At 65.2% G+C, this 12,578-nt stretch carries 12 protein-coding genes; 1 reads left to right on the plus strand and 11 read right to left on the minus strand.

Features of this window, described 5'->3' with window-relative positions; all coding sequences use genetic code 11:
* Nucleotides 1-79: 79 nt before the first annotated feature.
* The 7 genes from KBW95_RS23845 to ndk form a co-directional block, all read right to left on the minus strand.
* Nucleotides 80-751, minus strand: a complete 672-nt coding sequence (locus KBW95_RS23845; RefSeq protein ID WP_211527061.1) for a tetratricopeptide repeat protein — start codon at nucleotides 749-751, stop codon at nucleotides 80-82.
* A 48-nt stretch (nucleotides 752-799) separates the two neighbouring features.
* Nucleotides 800-2,137 carry a histidine--tRNA ligase gene (gene hisS / locus KBW95_RS23850; RefSeq protein WP_211529510.1) on the minus strand — a complete coding sequence of 446 codons (1,338 nt, stop codon included), beginning with the start codon at nucleotides 2,135-2,137 and terminating at the stop codon, nucleotides 800-802.
* An 84-nt stretch (nucleotides 2,138-2,221) separates the two neighbouring features.
* Complete coding sequence (gene ispG, locus KBW95_RS23855; protein ID WP_211529511.1) at nucleotides 2,222-3,508, minus strand: flavodoxin-dependent (E)-4-hydroxy-3-methylbut-2-enyl-diphosphate synthase; 1,287 nt, start codon at nucleotides 3,506-3,508, stop codon at nucleotides 2,222-2,224.
* A 13-nt stretch (nucleotides 3,509-3,521) separates the two neighbouring features.
* Nucleotides 3,522-4,571, minus strand: a complete 1,050-nt coding sequence (locus KBW95_RS23860; protein WP_211529512.1) for a RodZ domain-containing protein — start codon at nucleotides 4,569-4,571, stop codon at nucleotides 3,522-3,524.
* Between the two features lie 10 nt (nucleotides 4,572-4,581).
* Nucleotides 4,582-5,379, minus strand: a complete 798-nt coding sequence (gene pilW / locus KBW95_RS23865) for a type IV pilus biogenesis/stability protein PilW (RefSeq protein WP_211527057.1) — start codon at nucleotides 5,377-5,379, stop codon at nucleotides 4,582-4,584.
* Complete coding sequence (rlmN, locus tag KBW95_RS23870; RefSeq protein ID WP_211527056.1) at nucleotides 5,379-6,548, minus strand: 23S rRNA (adenine(2503)-C(2))-methyltransferase RlmN; 1,170 nt, start codon at nucleotides 6,546-6,548, stop codon at nucleotides 5,379-5,381. Before rlmN ends, pilW begins: the two co-directional genes overlap by 1 nt.
* Before the next feature lie 101 nt (nucleotides 6,549-6,649).
* The gene (gene ndk, locus KBW95_RS23875) at nucleotides 6,650-7,075 is read right to left on the minus strand and encodes a nucleoside-diphosphate kinase (RefSeq protein WP_211529513.1); all 426 of its coding nucleotides are present in this window, start codon (nucleotides 7,073-7,075) and stop codon (nucleotides 6,650-6,652) included.
* Between the two features lie 261 nt (nucleotides 7,076-7,336).
* Between ndk and KBW95_RS23880 the strand changes: the two genes are divergently transcribed.
* Nucleotides 7,337-8,029 (plus strand): Bax inhibitor-1/YccA family protein, encoded by a 693-nt coding sequence (locus KBW95_RS23880; protein WP_211529514.1) that lies wholly within the window; start codon nucleotides 7,337-7,339, stop codon nucleotides 8,027-8,029.
* Between the two features lie 269 nt (nucleotides 8,030-8,298).
* Here the strand turns inward: KBW95_RS23880 and rlmD are convergent, their stop codons facing one another.
* The 4 genes from rlmD to KBW95_RS23900 form a co-directional block, all read right to left on the minus strand.
* Complete coding sequence (gene rlmD, locus KBW95_RS23885; protein WP_211527053.1) at nucleotides 8,299-9,708, minus strand: 23S rRNA (uracil(1939)-C(5))-methyltransferase RlmD; 1,410 nt, start codon at nucleotides 9,706-9,708, stop codon at nucleotides 8,299-8,301.
* 291 nt (nucleotides 9,709-9,999) lie between these two features.
* Nucleotides 10,000-11,004: an RNA polymerase sigma factor RpoS gene (gene rpoS / locus KBW95_RS23890; RefSeq protein WP_211527052.1), complete on the minus strand. Its 1,005-nt coding sequence runs from the start codon at nucleotides 11,002-11,004 to the stop codon at nucleotides 10,000-10,002.
* A 7-nt stretch (nucleotides 11,005-11,011) separates the two neighbouring features.
* Complete coding sequence (locus KBW95_RS23895) at nucleotides 11,012-11,899, minus strand: peptidoglycan DD-metalloendopeptidase family protein (RefSeq protein ID WP_211527051.1); 888 nt, start codon at nucleotides 11,897-11,899, stop codon at nucleotides 11,012-11,014.
* Between the two features lie 39 nt (nucleotides 11,900-11,938).
* Nucleotides 11,939-12,578: protein-L-isoaspartate(D-aspartate) O-methyltransferase (locus KBW95_RS23900; RefSeq protein WP_211529515.1), on the minus strand; the 640-nt coding region annotated here is incomplete at its 5' end.

Below are 12,578 nucleotides of genomic sequence, written 5' to 3' on the forward strand. Positions count from 1 at the left end.
GGGCCGCCGCGCCCCCCCCCCCCCCCCCCCCCCCCCCCCGGGGGGCGCCCCCCCCCCCGGGCCTGTTCAATCATCGACTTTAAGCAGCCGCCTTCTGTTCAGCCGCTTTCGGCTCTGCCGGCGCGGTCCCGCCGATGGATTCGAGCTTGATCTGGACCAGCTGGCGGCCCGGATTGTTCTTGTCCATGGCGGCCAGGGCCGCGACGTACGCCTGGCGTGCTTCCGCCAGCTTGTTCTGGGCGACCAGCACGTCGCCCTTGCGGTCGTTCACTTCGGCGGCGAACTGCGGCAGGAAGTCGGTGCCGAGCAGCTTGATCGCCTCGTCGTAGGCCTTCTCGTCCAGCAGCACGCCCGCCATGCGCAGCTTGGCGACCGACTTGTACTCGTCGTTGCCGTGGTCGATGGCCCACTGCAGGTGCGCCTTGGTGGTCTTCAGGTCGCTGGCGTCGAAGGCGGCCTTGGCGCCGGCCAGCGCGGCCATCTGGGCGTAGGCGGTGCCTTCGTACTTGGTCTTGATGTCGCCGGCGACGCGCTGGACCTTGGCGTTGTCCTTGGCTTCCAGGGATTTCTGCAGGTCGTCGTACAGCGCCGAGGCCTCGGCGGCCTGGGTGCGCTTGTGCGAGTTCCAGAAGTTATACGCGGCGTAGGAACCGAGCGCCAGGATCAGCACCCAGGTGATGATGTTGCCGTACTTGGACCAGAAGGCCTTGAAAGTCGCTATCTGTTCCTGTTCTTCGAGATCGTATGCCATTGTCTTGTCTGTTTTTCTGGTAGGTGGATCGGTCTGACTACTTCTGTGTTACGGGTGGTAATGCACGTGGTCGTGATCGTGGTCGTGGTCGCCGACGATCTGGTCGACCACGTAGTCGACCACATTCTCGAACGGCACACTGGCCTGCTGCTGCTCGCCTGCTTCGCCGCGCATGGCTTTCACCGCCGCCTGGCTCTTCGCGACTTCGTCCTCGCCGATGATCACGGCGAAGGCCGCGCCGCTGCCGTCGGCCTTCTTCATCTGGCTCTTGAAGCTGCCCGCGCCGGCCGGCGTTGCGCAATGTAACACAACATCCAGGCCCGCATCGCGAAGGCGCTCGGCCAGGATGAAGGCTTGCGCCTGGGCTTCCTCGCCCTGGTGGACCATGTAGACGTCGCACTGGTTCGGGGCGGCGGTCTCGCCCAGGCCCTTCATCAGCTCGATGATGCGTTCCATGCCCATCGCGAAGCCGACCGCCGGGGTGGCCTTGCCGCCGAAGGTTTCGATCAGCGGGTCGTAGCGGCCGCCGGCGCAGATGGTGCCCTGCGAACCCAGTTCGTCGGTGACCCACTCGAACACGGTGCGGTTGTAGTAGTCCAGGCCGCGCACCAGGCGCGGGTTGATCGTGTACTGCACCGCATTGCGGTCCAGGATCTTCTTCAGGCCTTCGAGGTGGGCCAGCGATTCCTCGCCCAGGTAGTCGAGCAGCTTGGGCGCCTTGTTGACCATGTCCTGCATGGCCGGGTTCTTGGTGTCCAGGATGCGCAGCGGGTTGCTGTGCAGGCGGCGCTTGGCTTCGGCGTCGAGGATGTCCTCGTGCTTTTCCAGATAGGCGATCAGGTCCGCGCGGTGGCGCAGGCGCTCGTCGGCGTTGCCGATCGAGTTCAGTTCCAGGCGCACGTTCTGGATGCCCAGGTCGTCCCACAGGCGGCGGCACATCATGATCAGTTCCGCATCGATGTCCGGGCCCGAGAAGCCGACGGCTTCCGCTCCGAACTGGAAGAACTGGCGGTAGCGGCCGCGCTGCGGACGCTCGTGGCGGAACATCGGGCCCTTGTACCACAGGCGCTTGGGACCGTCGTAGACCAGGTTATGCTCGAGCACCGCACGCACCACGCCGGCCGTGCCTTCCGGGCGCAGGGTCAGCTTGTCGCCGTTCATCGAGTCTTCGAAGGAGTACATCTCCTTCTCGACGATGTCGGTGACCGCGCCGATGGCGCGCGCGAACAGGCCGGTTTCCTCGACGATCGGGGTGACGATCTTCTGGTAGCCGTAGCTCTTCAGGATCGTTTCGGTGGTGTTCTCGAACAGCTCCCACAGCGGTGCGTCTTGCGGGAGGATGTCGTTCATGCCTTTGATGGCGACGATTTTTTCTGGTTTGGACATATTGTTAGCTCTTCTCCCGTCATCCCCGCGCAGGCGGGGATGACGTGCTGGGGGCGCGGGTCAACTCAAGCGCGCCCGGTTATCTTATTGTGCGGCCGTCTCGCGGCTGTAATTCTTCTTCACGTAATCGAGCACGATGGTCTTGAACTCGTCGACAATGCGCTCGCCGCGCAGGGTCGCGAACTTCTGCCCGTCGACGAACACCGGCGCCGCCGGCGATTCGCCCGTACCCGGCAGGCTGATGCCGATGTTCGCGTGCTTCGATTCGCCCGGGCCGTTGACGATGCAGCCCATCACGGCCACGTTCATCGCTTCCACGCCCGGATAGGTCTTCTTCCACTCCGGCATCTGCTCGCGCAGGAAGGTCTGGATGTTGTCCGCCAGTTCCTGGAACACGGTCGAGGTGGTGCGGCCGCAGCCCGGGCAGGCGATCACCATCGGGGTGAACTTGCGCAGGCCCATGGTCTGCAGGATCTCCTGGCCGACCACGACTTCCTTGGTGCGGTCGCCGCCCGGTTCCGGGGTCAGCGAGATGCGGATGGTGTCGCCGATACCCTCTTGCAGCAGCACCGACAGCGCGGCGGTCGAGGCCACGATGCCCTTGCTGCCCATGCCGGCTTCGGTCAGGCCCAGGTGCAGCGGGTAGTCGCAGCGGCGCGCCAGTTCGCGGTAGACCGCGATCAGGTCCTGCACGCCCGACACCTTGCAGCTCAGGATGATCTTGTCGCGCGCCAGGCCCACTTCTTCCGCACGCACGGCGTTCTCGATCGCCGAGGTGATCAATGCCTCGTACATCACGGCCTGGGCGCTCCACGGATTCGCACGCGCGGCGTTTTCATCCATGATGCGGGCCAGCAGCGATTGGTCCAGGCTGCCCCAGTTGACGCCGATGCGCACCGGCTTGTCGTACCTGGCGGCGATCTCGATCATCTGGGCGAACTGGGTGTCGCGCTTGGCGCCCTGCCCCACGTTGCCCGGGTTGATGCGGTACTTCGACAGCGCCTGCGCGCACTCCGGATAGTCGCGCAGCAGCAGGTGGCCGTTGTAGTGGAAGTCGCCCACCAGCGGCACGTCGACTTCCATGCGGTCGAGCTGCTCGCGGATGGCCGGCACCGCGGCCGCCGCTTCCGGCGTGTTCACGGTGATGCGCACGATCTCGGAACCCGCGCGCGCCAGTTCCTTCACCTGGATCGCGGTGCCGATCACGTCGGCCGTGTCGGTATTGGTCATCGACTGCACCACCACCGGCGCGTCGCCGCCCATCCAGACCTGGCGCTGGCCGTGCGCGACCAGCACCTTGCGGCTGGCGCGTCGGGCCATCGGGCCGGAGGGGATCGGATCCTGGATGCAGGGTTCGTTCATCGAAGTCATGTAATTCAGCTCGTTATTTCAGGGACACGCGCGAGATGGTCTTGCCCGGCGATTGCGGCAGCGCCACGGCGGCGCCGCGCAGGGTCGCGCTCACGCCGGTCGGCGCGCCGACCACCAGGTTCACCGGCTCGGTGACTTCGATGGTCTCGGTGCTGCCGGCCTTGACCAGGCGCGAAATCAGCGGACGGCCGCCCTTGGCCGGGCGCACTTCGATCCAGGAATCCTCGCGCACGTTCAGCACCAGGGCGTTGGCGCCCGCGGCGGCGGCCGGGGCCGGGGCAGCGGCAGCCGGAGCGGCAGGCGCCGGAACAAGCGCAGCGGCCGGCGCGGTACCGGCGGGCACGGTCGTGACCGGCGTGGTGGCTGGCGTCGTGGCCGGCGCAGCCGCCGGCGGGGTGACGGGCGCAGTCGTGCCCGGCGCCGCGCCGGTCGGGGCCGGAGTCGTGGCGTCGGAGGCCGGCGCCGGCACCGAGATCAGGGGCACGGACGGATTGTTCAGCGGGCCCTGGACGGTACCCGGCGCAGCAACGCCATTGTTCGCAGGTGCGGTCGCGCCGACCGGGCTCTCGAGCACCACGCCGTCGGCCGGATTGGCGTCGGCGGCCGGGCGATTACCCGGGAACACGCCGAGCTGCCAGGCGGCTGCGACGGCGCCGGCGACGACCAGCGCGCCGACGATCCAGCCCACCGGCAGGCGGTTGCGCTTGCCGCCGATCGGGAAGCGGGTTTCGTTGAAGGCGGCCGGGCGCTGTTCGCGGCGCGCCATCGGGGCGCCTGCCTGCGCTTGCGGCGGCATGTTCAGTTCGATCATCGAGACCAGCGGCGCGGCGTCGATCTTGAGCAGCTTGGCGTAGGCGCGCACGAAGCCGCGGGTCACGGCCGGGCTCGGGAGCGAAGCATAGTCGCCCGCTTCGATCGCCACCACCTGGCGCGGCGCCAGCTTGAGCTGGTCGGCCACCTGTTCCACGGTCCAGCCCATCGCCTCGCGTTGCGACTGGAGGGTCTTGCCCGGGTTGCCCGAGGGGTTGTCCGGGGTGCCCGGCTGGTCTGCGTGCTCGTTCATGTTGTCTGTCTCACTCATCAAAGGCCCCGCGCTCGAACGCGGCGTACTCCTGCGAACCGGGGAAGCGCTTGCGCAGCTGCGCAGCCAGGCTGGCTTCATGGGTCCGGTCGCCCAGCTTGCGCTGCACGCGCATCGCCAGCCACAGGGTGTCGGCCGGGAGCGTGTCGAGGGTCGCTGTCTCGATCAGGCGGTTAATGAAAAAACCGGCGCGCTGGTAATCGCGCCGCTCGAAATAGACCCGCGCCAGGCCGGCATTGGTGGCCTGCAGTTCGGGGTTCAGACGCAAGGCGTCGAGCAGGTAGCGCTCGGCCGCGTCCATGTTGCGGTTCTTGATGCTGCACACGCCCGCATTCACGAGGGCGCTCACCGGCGTCTGGTAAGACGGGTTCTTGATGGCCGCATCGAAATAGCGCATCGCCTGGGCCGGCTTGTTCAGCGACTGGCACAGGAAGGAGCCATAATTGTTCGACAGGCCCGGATTGCCCGGCGCCAGGCGCAGGGCATGCTGGTAATTGTCGTCGGCCAGGGCCAGCTGCCCCATCTCCGTGTAGATCAGGGCGCGCAGGCCATAGGCCTCGGCATACTCCGGATACACGGCGATCGCCTGCTTGACCTCGTCGAGGGCGATGTCGTGCTTGCCCTGCTGGTAGTAGCCGACCGCGAGCTGCACCCGGATCGAGGCGCGCTTCTCGGCCGCCGTCTCGTCGGACGCGGTCTTCAGCTCGCCGCCGGAATTGGCGCCCGGGCCGGCGCAGCCGGCCAGCAGCACAAACAGCAACGCGGTTGCGGCCCTGCCGGCGGCGCGCATCAGGACGGGATCTCCACGATGCGCCCGAAGTCGGCGCCGAACTTCTTCTGGTACTCGGCCATCTTCTCCATGCGCTGGGCGACGCGGGTGCGGTCCTGCACCTCGCCGGCCAGCTGGCCGCAGGCGGCGTCGATGTCGTCGCCGCGCGTCTTGCGCACGGTGGTCACGATGCCGGCGTCCATCAGCACCTGGGCGAAGGCCTTGATGCGCGGATTCTTGGAACGGGTCAGGCCCGATTCCGGGAACGGATTGAACGGAATCAGGTTGAACTTGCAGTTCACGCCCACTTCCGGGTCGTTGACCAGGGCAATCAGTTCGCGTGCGTGCTCGTCGCTGTCGTTGAAACCGTCGAGCATGCAGTATTCGAAAGTGATGAAGTCGCGCGGGGCGAACTCCAGGTAGCGCTTGCACGCGGCCAGCAGCTCGCGCAGCGGGTATTTCTTGTTCAGCGGCACCAGCACGTCGCGCAGGGCGTCGTTCGACGCGTGCAGCGACACGGCCAGGGCCACCGGCACATCCTGGGACAGCTTGTCGATGTTCGGCACCACGCCCGAGGTCGACAGGGTCACGCGGCGGCGCGACAGGCCGTAGGCGTTATCGTCGAGCATCATCTTGAGCGCGGTGACGGTCGGTTCGTAGTTGAGCAGCGGCTCGCCCATGCCCATCATCACCACGTTGGTGATCTGGCGCTCGCCTTTCGGACCTGGCTCGATGCCCTTGGTGCGGCGCAGCTCGAACTCGGCCATCCACAGCTGGCCGATGATCTCGGCGACCGTGAGGTTGCGGTTGAAGCCCTGCTTGCCCGTGGAGCAGAAACGGCAGTTGACGGCGCAGCCGGCCTGGGTCGAGATGCACAGGGTGCCGCGGTTCTCTTCCGGGATGAACACGGTTTCGACCGCGTTGCCATTGCCCACGTCGACCAGCCACTTGCGGGTGCCATCAAGGGAGGTGTGGTCGCTGATGATGCCCGGCGCCCGCACTTCGGCGCGGGTCTTGAGCTTTTCGCGCAGCGACTTGGCCAGGTCGGTCATGCTGTCGAAGTCAGCTGCGCCGAACTGGTGGATCCAGCGCTGCAGCTGCTTGGCGCGGAACGGCTTCTCACCCAATTCGGCGCAGTAAGCGACGAGTTGCGCGGGATCGAAGTCCAGCAGGTTGGTGAGAGTCGTCATGATGTTGTCCTTAATTCAAATTCCCCGCTCGCGCAGTCCCGAGGACTCGGGCGAGCGGGTTTACTCTAACAATTAGCTCGGGGCACTGGTCCCCGCGCCAATTAACGCGAGTAGACGTTCAGTGCCGGGAAGTAGTAGGCGATTTCCACGGCGGCGGTTTCGGCGGCGTCCGAACCGTGCACGGCGTTGGCATCGATCGAGTCGGCGAAATCGGCGCGGATGGTGCCGGCGTCAGCCTTCTTCGGGTCGGTTGCGCCCATCAGTTCGCGGTTCTTGGCAATGGCGTTTTCGCCTTCCAGCACCTGGATCATGACCGGGCCCGAGACCATGAAGTCGACCAGGTCCTTGAAGAACGGACGAGCAGCGTGCACGGCGTAGAAGCCTTCGGCTTCAGCGCGCGACAGTTGTGCCATGCGGGCAGCAACGATCTTCAGGCCAGCGCCTTCGAAGCGGCTGTAGATTTGGCCGATCACGTTTTTTGCAACTGCGTCCGGCTTGATGATGGACAGGGTGCGTTCGATTGCCATTGTAAAAACTCCAATAAAAAGAAAGGTTAGAATCGAGAAATTCGTTAGAACTTTGGAACTCAATCAACCTTTAATTTTACCATATATCCCCCATATAGAGGCTATTGCGGCCAAGGCAAGCGGAGTGTTACAGTGGCGGCGAAAAACCGCCCAGTTTCATTGTCGTTTCTACCAGCACGTGCTTCTTTGCCTGTTTCATGCAGATTTAAGCTGGCTGGGCTATGCTGAACCTGAGGCATCCTTTACTCAACCGGAGGCAATATGTTCCCTAGTACGCAACAGCAACGTACCATCGACCTGACCAAAGGTGGCCAGGTAGCGTCGCGCAGCAAAGTTCTGCGCAACACGTACTGGCTGCTCGCGCTGTCGATGATCCCGACCGTCCTGGGCGCCTATATCGGCGTATCGATGCAGCTTGCTATGTTCAGCGGCATCATGGGCTTCGTGATCTTCATGGCGATCGCGTTCGGTTTCATGTTTGCCATCGAGAAAACCAAGGACTCGGCGGCCGGCGTGGCCTTCCTGCTCGGCTTCACCTTCTTCATGGGCCTGATGCTGACCCCGCTACTGCGCCACACCCTGGGCTATTCGAACGGCGGCAGCCTGATCATGACCGCCTTCGGCGGCACCGCCTGCGTGTTCGCCGTGATGGCCAGCATCGCCACCACCACCAAGCGCGATTTCTCGGGCATGGGCAGCTGGCTGATGGCCGGCGTGATCGTCCTGATCCTGGCCGCGGTGGCCAACATCTTTCTGCAGATGTCGGTGCTGTCGATCGTGATCTCGGTGCTGGCGATCGGTATCTTCTCGGCCTTCATCCTGTTCGACGTGCAGCGCATCGTCAACGGCGGCGAGACCAACTACATCACCGCGACCCTGGCGATCTACCTGGACGTGTACAACATCTTCACGAGCCTGCTGCGCCTGCTGGGTATTGCGGGCGGGGATGACTGAGCGGTTCTAGTTGCCTGAAAAGAAACCGGCCTGAGGGCCGGTTTTTTTATGCTTAAGTGGCGCAAGGAAGCGCTTTGGCTGCGCTGCGAACTTGGGTCCCGGCTTTCGCCGGGAGTCGTAGGCGCCAGTGGCGCGTGCGACGGTCTTAAGGTTAGCGGCAGCTTTCGCTGTTAGTGTCAGCACATGAACCGTCGTTCCGGCGAAGGCCGGAACAATGCCACCGGCATTGTTCCGCCCAAGTTCAACGCACGTTTTAACAGACGCAACGCTTACTGCTGCTCGCCCTGCTCCGCAATCACAACAGCATTCTCGTCAAAGTCAGCCCCCTTCACCGGCTTCGGCCCCAGCTCGAACACCCCCACCGACTCGACGTGCGAGGTATGCGGGAACATGTTCACCACGCCCGCCTTCTTCATCACGTAACCCGCCTTGTGCACCAGGATCCCCGCATCGCGCGCCAGGGTCGACGGGCTGCAGGACACGTACACGATCCGCTGCGGCATCATGTCCTCGTGCGTCTCGCGCAGCTCCGCCAGCGCCAGGGCCAGGGCCATGGCGCCGTCGCGCGGCGGGTCGATCAGCATGCGGTCGAACTTGCCCAGCGCAACCAGGTCATCCTTGGTCACTTCGAACAGGTTGCGGGTGTAGAAGCTCGTCTTCCCCGACACGCCGTTGGCCTTGGCGTTGTCCAGCGCGCGGGTGGTCAGCGCGGTGCTGCCTTCGATGCCCACGACTTCGCGCGCCTGGGTGGCGAGCGGCAGGGTGAAGTTGCCCAGGCCGCAGAACAGGTCGGCGACGCGGTCGGTCTTCTGCACTTCCAGCAGGCGCAGCGCCTTCGACACCAGCACGCGGTTGATGTGGTGGTTCACCTGGGTGAAGTCGGTCGGCTTGAACGGCATCCTGATGCCGAACTCGGGCAGCGTGTAGTACAGCTCCTTGCCTTCCGGGTAGTACGGATAGGCGGTGTCCGGGCCCTTCGGCTGCAGCCACCACTGGATGTTCCACTGGTCGGCGAAGGCCTTCACCAGGGTTTCGTCGGCCGGGGTGAGCGGCGCCATGATGCGCAGCACCAGCACCGTGGTTTCCTCGCCGATCGCCACTTCGATCTGCGGCATCTGGTTGTAGATCGACAGCGCGCCGACCAGCTCGCGCAGCGGCACCAGCATTTTCGCCACGTGGTCCGGCAGGATCTCGCAGGTGGTGATGTCGGCCACGTAGGACGAGCTGCGCTCGTGGAAGCCGACCAGCACCCCGCCCTTCTTGGCCACGTAGCGCACCGACAGGCGCGCGCGGTAGCGGTAGTCCCAGGTCGGGCCGTACATCGGGCGCATGATGGTTTCGGCCTTCACTTTGCCGAGGTGCCACAGGTTATCCTCGAGGACGCGCTGCTTCATGGCGACCTGGGCCGACGGCTCCAGGTGCTGCATCGAGCAGCCGCCGCAGTAGCCGAAGTGCTGGCACTTCGGTTCCACGCGCATCGACGAGGCGCGCTGCAGGGTGACCAGGCGGCCGGATTCCCAGTTCTTTTTCTTGCGCAGGGTCTCGAAGCTCACGCGCTCGCCGGGGAGCGCGCCTTCGACGAAGATCACCTTGCCGGGCGTGCCGTCCTCGTTTTCCAGGTGGCCGACGCCGCGCGCGTCGCCGTCAAGGGCTTTGATGTCGATGAAAGTTTCTTGCATGGTGAAGGCGAAATGGGAATGGGCGCAGGGCTGGCTGCGCGGGGAGTCACAAATAAAAAATGGCCGGAAGCGGCCCGGCGGGCATCATAGCAAGGAATTGGGGTGGGCGCTACCGGGGCAGGCGGCTGCTCGTGCGATGTTGAACTTGGGTCCCGGCCTTCGCCGGGAGTCGTAGGCGCCAGTGGCGCGTGCGACGGTTTTTAGGTTAGTGGTGATATCTGCAGTTTGTGGTTGCTTATGCACGTCGTTCCGGCGAAGGCCGGAACCCAAGTTTGCACGCACACCGCTAACTCACAATAACGAATCCCGCAATACCCCACGCGCCGCCATCGCCCGCTTGAGCTTGATGAGCGCCTCCTGCTGGATCTGCCGCACCCGCTCGCGCGTCACGCCCATCTCCTCGGCGAGCGTCTCGAGCGTGGCCGGATCGTCGTTGTCCAGCCCGAAGCGCCGCGTCACCACCAGGCGCTGCTTGTCCGGCAGCCGCGCGAGCCAGTCGCGCACCAAAACCGTCACCTCGTGCTGCTCGGCGCGCACATCCGGACTGTCCTCGGCCTCGTCCGGCAGCATGTCCATCAGGCTCGATTGGGGATCGTTGTCCAGCGGCGCATCCAGCGAGGCCGCGTGCTCGGACAGGGCCAGGATGTCCTGCACCTCTTCCACCGGCCTTCCGACCAGGCTGGAAATATCCTCGGCCGAGGCGTCCTTGCCGTCGTGCTTCTGGGCTTCGAGGTGGTATTTGGCGCGCAGGACCTGGTTCAGCTCGCGCACCATGTGCACCGGCAGGCGCACCGTGCGCGCCTGGTTCATGATGGCGCGCTCGATGCTTTGGCGGATCCACCAGGTGGCGTAGGTCGAGAAACGGAAACCGCGCTCGGGCTCGAACTTGTCGATCGCCCGCATCAGGCCGATGTTGCCCTCCTCGATGAGGTCGAGCAGCACCACGCCGCGGTTGATGTAGTGCTTGGCGATCGAGACGACCAGGCGCAGGTTGTGCTCGATCATCTTCTGGCGCGCGTCGAAGTCGCCCGCCTTGGCTAAGGTGGCGAAGTGGACCTCTTCAGGCGGAGTCAGCAGTGGCCGCGCGCCGATCTGGTTCAGGTAGTGCTGGGTAGTATCGGTCGCGAGCTCGGCCTGCAAGACCTTGCGCAGCTCGTCGACCGTGTCGATTTCTGGGGTGCCGGGCAACATGCCCTCGGCGGTGTTGCCGTCAGCCGCAAGCTCGCCCTCGCGTTCCGGTTCATCCGGAAACTCGTCCGTCACATCCTGGTCTGGCGAGTGCGGCTCTTGCGTCATACCCTTCCTATCGGCCGGGCAAGAACCTCGATGGATCGACGGGTTTGCCCTGCTGGCGGATTTCGAAATGCAGCTTGACCAGTTCAGCGTCGGAATCGCCCATCTCGGCGATCACCTGGCCCTTGGCCACGTTGTCGCCTTCCTTCACCACAATCTTGCGGTTGTGCGCGTAGGCCGACAACAGGCTGTTGCTGTGCTTGACGATCACGAGGTTACCATAACCCCGGATGCCGCTGCCAGCATACATTACCTTGCCCGCGCCGGCGGCCACCACTTGCTGGCCCATCCTGCCGGCAATGTCGATGCCCTTGTTCCGGCCTTCGTCGAAAGTGGCGATGATGCGGCCGTCGGACGGCCACATCCAGCTCAGTTTGTCGTCATCGGTCGCGGTCACGCTGGGCGCGGCAGCCACGGCCGGAGTGGGCGGCGGCGTCGGCTCGAGGCGCGGCGCCGCTTCCTTCTGCGCCTCGGCGACATTGGTCTCGCTGTACGGCTTCTTGTCGGCGCGCGGCGTCGTCTTGCGCGGCGGCTGGGTGGCCGGCGGCGGCATCGGCACCGGCTGGGTGGTCACGCCCGCGGTCTTCTTGCCTTCCGGCTCGGCCACGCGCAGGACCTGGCCGACCTTGATGTCGTCCGGATCGCGCAGGTTGTTCCAGGCAACCAGGTCGCGGTAGTTCTGGCCATGGTCGAGGGCGATGCGCAGCAGGGTGTCGCCCTTGCGCACGGTGTACATACCCTTCTCGTCCTGCTTCGGCTCTTCGACGCGCGGCTGCGCCGGGCGGGTCTGGACAGCCGGGGTGCGCTCGACGATCGGCGCCTGGCGGGTGGTGGAAGTACAGCCGGCAACGAGGCCGAGGACTATCGTCAGAAGTGCTAAACGAGGTGCTTGTTTCATTGTCATTCTAGGTTCTGGTCCACAGACGGCGGGACACCGTTATACGGTGCCCGGACGCAGCGGCACGAAGTGGCAGGCTTCCAGCGTCTCGCTGGACCACTCGCTCTTGCCGGTGCGCGTGATGCGGTGCAGGTGCTGGACCTGCCCGCCGACGGGCGCGACGAGGTGCGCCCCGATGGCCAGCTGCTCGAGCAGTGCCCGGGGCACCTCGAGGCCGGCAGCCGCCAGGATAATGCCATCGAAGGGCGCCACCTGGGGCATGCCAAGCATACCATCGCCGTACTGCAAACGGAGGTTGGAAATACGCAAGGGCCGCAAATTGGTCTTCGCGAGCTCGTGCAAGGGTTTGATACGCTCGATCGAATACACCTCCTTCGCGACGAAGGACAGGACCGCGGCCTGGTAGCCGCAGCCGGTGCCGATCTCGAGCACGCGTTCCAGCTGTCCGCCGGCGCGCATCGCTTCGATCATGCGCGCGACGATGTAGGGCTGGGAGATCGTCTGGTTGTGGCCGATCGGCAGCGACGCATCGATGTACGCCTGGGCCGACAGGGCCGGTTCGATGAACAGGTGGCGCGGCACCGTCTCCATGGCGGCCAGCACCTTGGGGTCCGAGACGCCCTGGCGCGCGACGCGCGCCACCATGGCGCGGCGCACCGCTTCGGTGGCCGCCAGGTCG

This window comes from Massilia sp. ZL223 (genome assembly GCF_018119395.1).
Taxonomy (GTDB): domain Bacteria; phylum Pseudomonadota; class Gammaproteobacteria; order Burkholderiales; family Burkholderiaceae_D; genus Telluria.

What these genes read in the sequence shown, in the direction of transcription:
- KBW95_RS23880 (WP_211529514.1), top strand. Translation starts at nt 7,337, where the DNA reads ATGTTCCCTAGTACGCAACAGCAACGTACCATCGACCTGACCAAAGGT.
- hisS (WP_211529510.1), bottom strand. Translation starts at nt 2,137, where the DNA reads ATGTCCAAACCAGAAAAAATCGTCGCCATCAAAGGCATGAACGACATC.
- ndk (WP_211529513.1), bottom strand. Translation starts at nt 7,075, where the DNA reads ATGGCAATCGAACGCACCCTGTCCATCATCAAGCCGGACGCAGTTGCA.
- KBW95_RS23845 (WP_211527061.1), bottom strand. Translation starts at nt 751, where the DNA reads ATGGCATACGATCTCGAAGAACAGGAACAGATAGCGACTTTCAAGGCC.
- ispG (WP_211529511.1), bottom strand. Translation starts at nt 3,508, where the DNA reads ATGACTTCGATGAACGAACCCTGCATCCAGGATCCGATCCCCTCCGGC.
- rlmD (WP_211527053.1), bottom strand. Translation starts at nt 9,708, where the DNA reads ATGCAAGAAACTTTCATCGACATCAAAGCCCTTGACGGCGACGCGCGC.
- pilW (WP_211527057.1), bottom strand. Translation starts at nt 5,379, where the DNA reads ATGCGCGCCGCCGGCAGGGCCGCAACCGCGTTGCTGTTTGTGCTGCTG.
- KBW95_RS23860 (WP_211529512.1), bottom strand. Translation starts at nt 4,571, where the DNA reads ATGAACGAGCACGCAGACCAGCCGGGCACCCCGGACAACCCCTCGGGC.
- KBW95_RS23895 (WP_211527051.1), bottom strand. Translation starts at nt 11,899, where the DNA reads ATGAAACAAGCACCTCGTTTAGCACTTCTGACGATAGTCCTCGGCCTC.
- rpoS (WP_211527052.1), bottom strand. Translation starts at nt 11,004, where the DNA reads ATGACGCAAGAGCCGCACTCGCCAGACCAGGATGTGACGGACGAGTTT.
- rlmN (WP_211527056.1), bottom strand. Translation starts at nt 6,548, where the DNA reads ATGACGACTCTCACCAACCTGCTGGACTTCGATCCCGCGCAACTCGTC.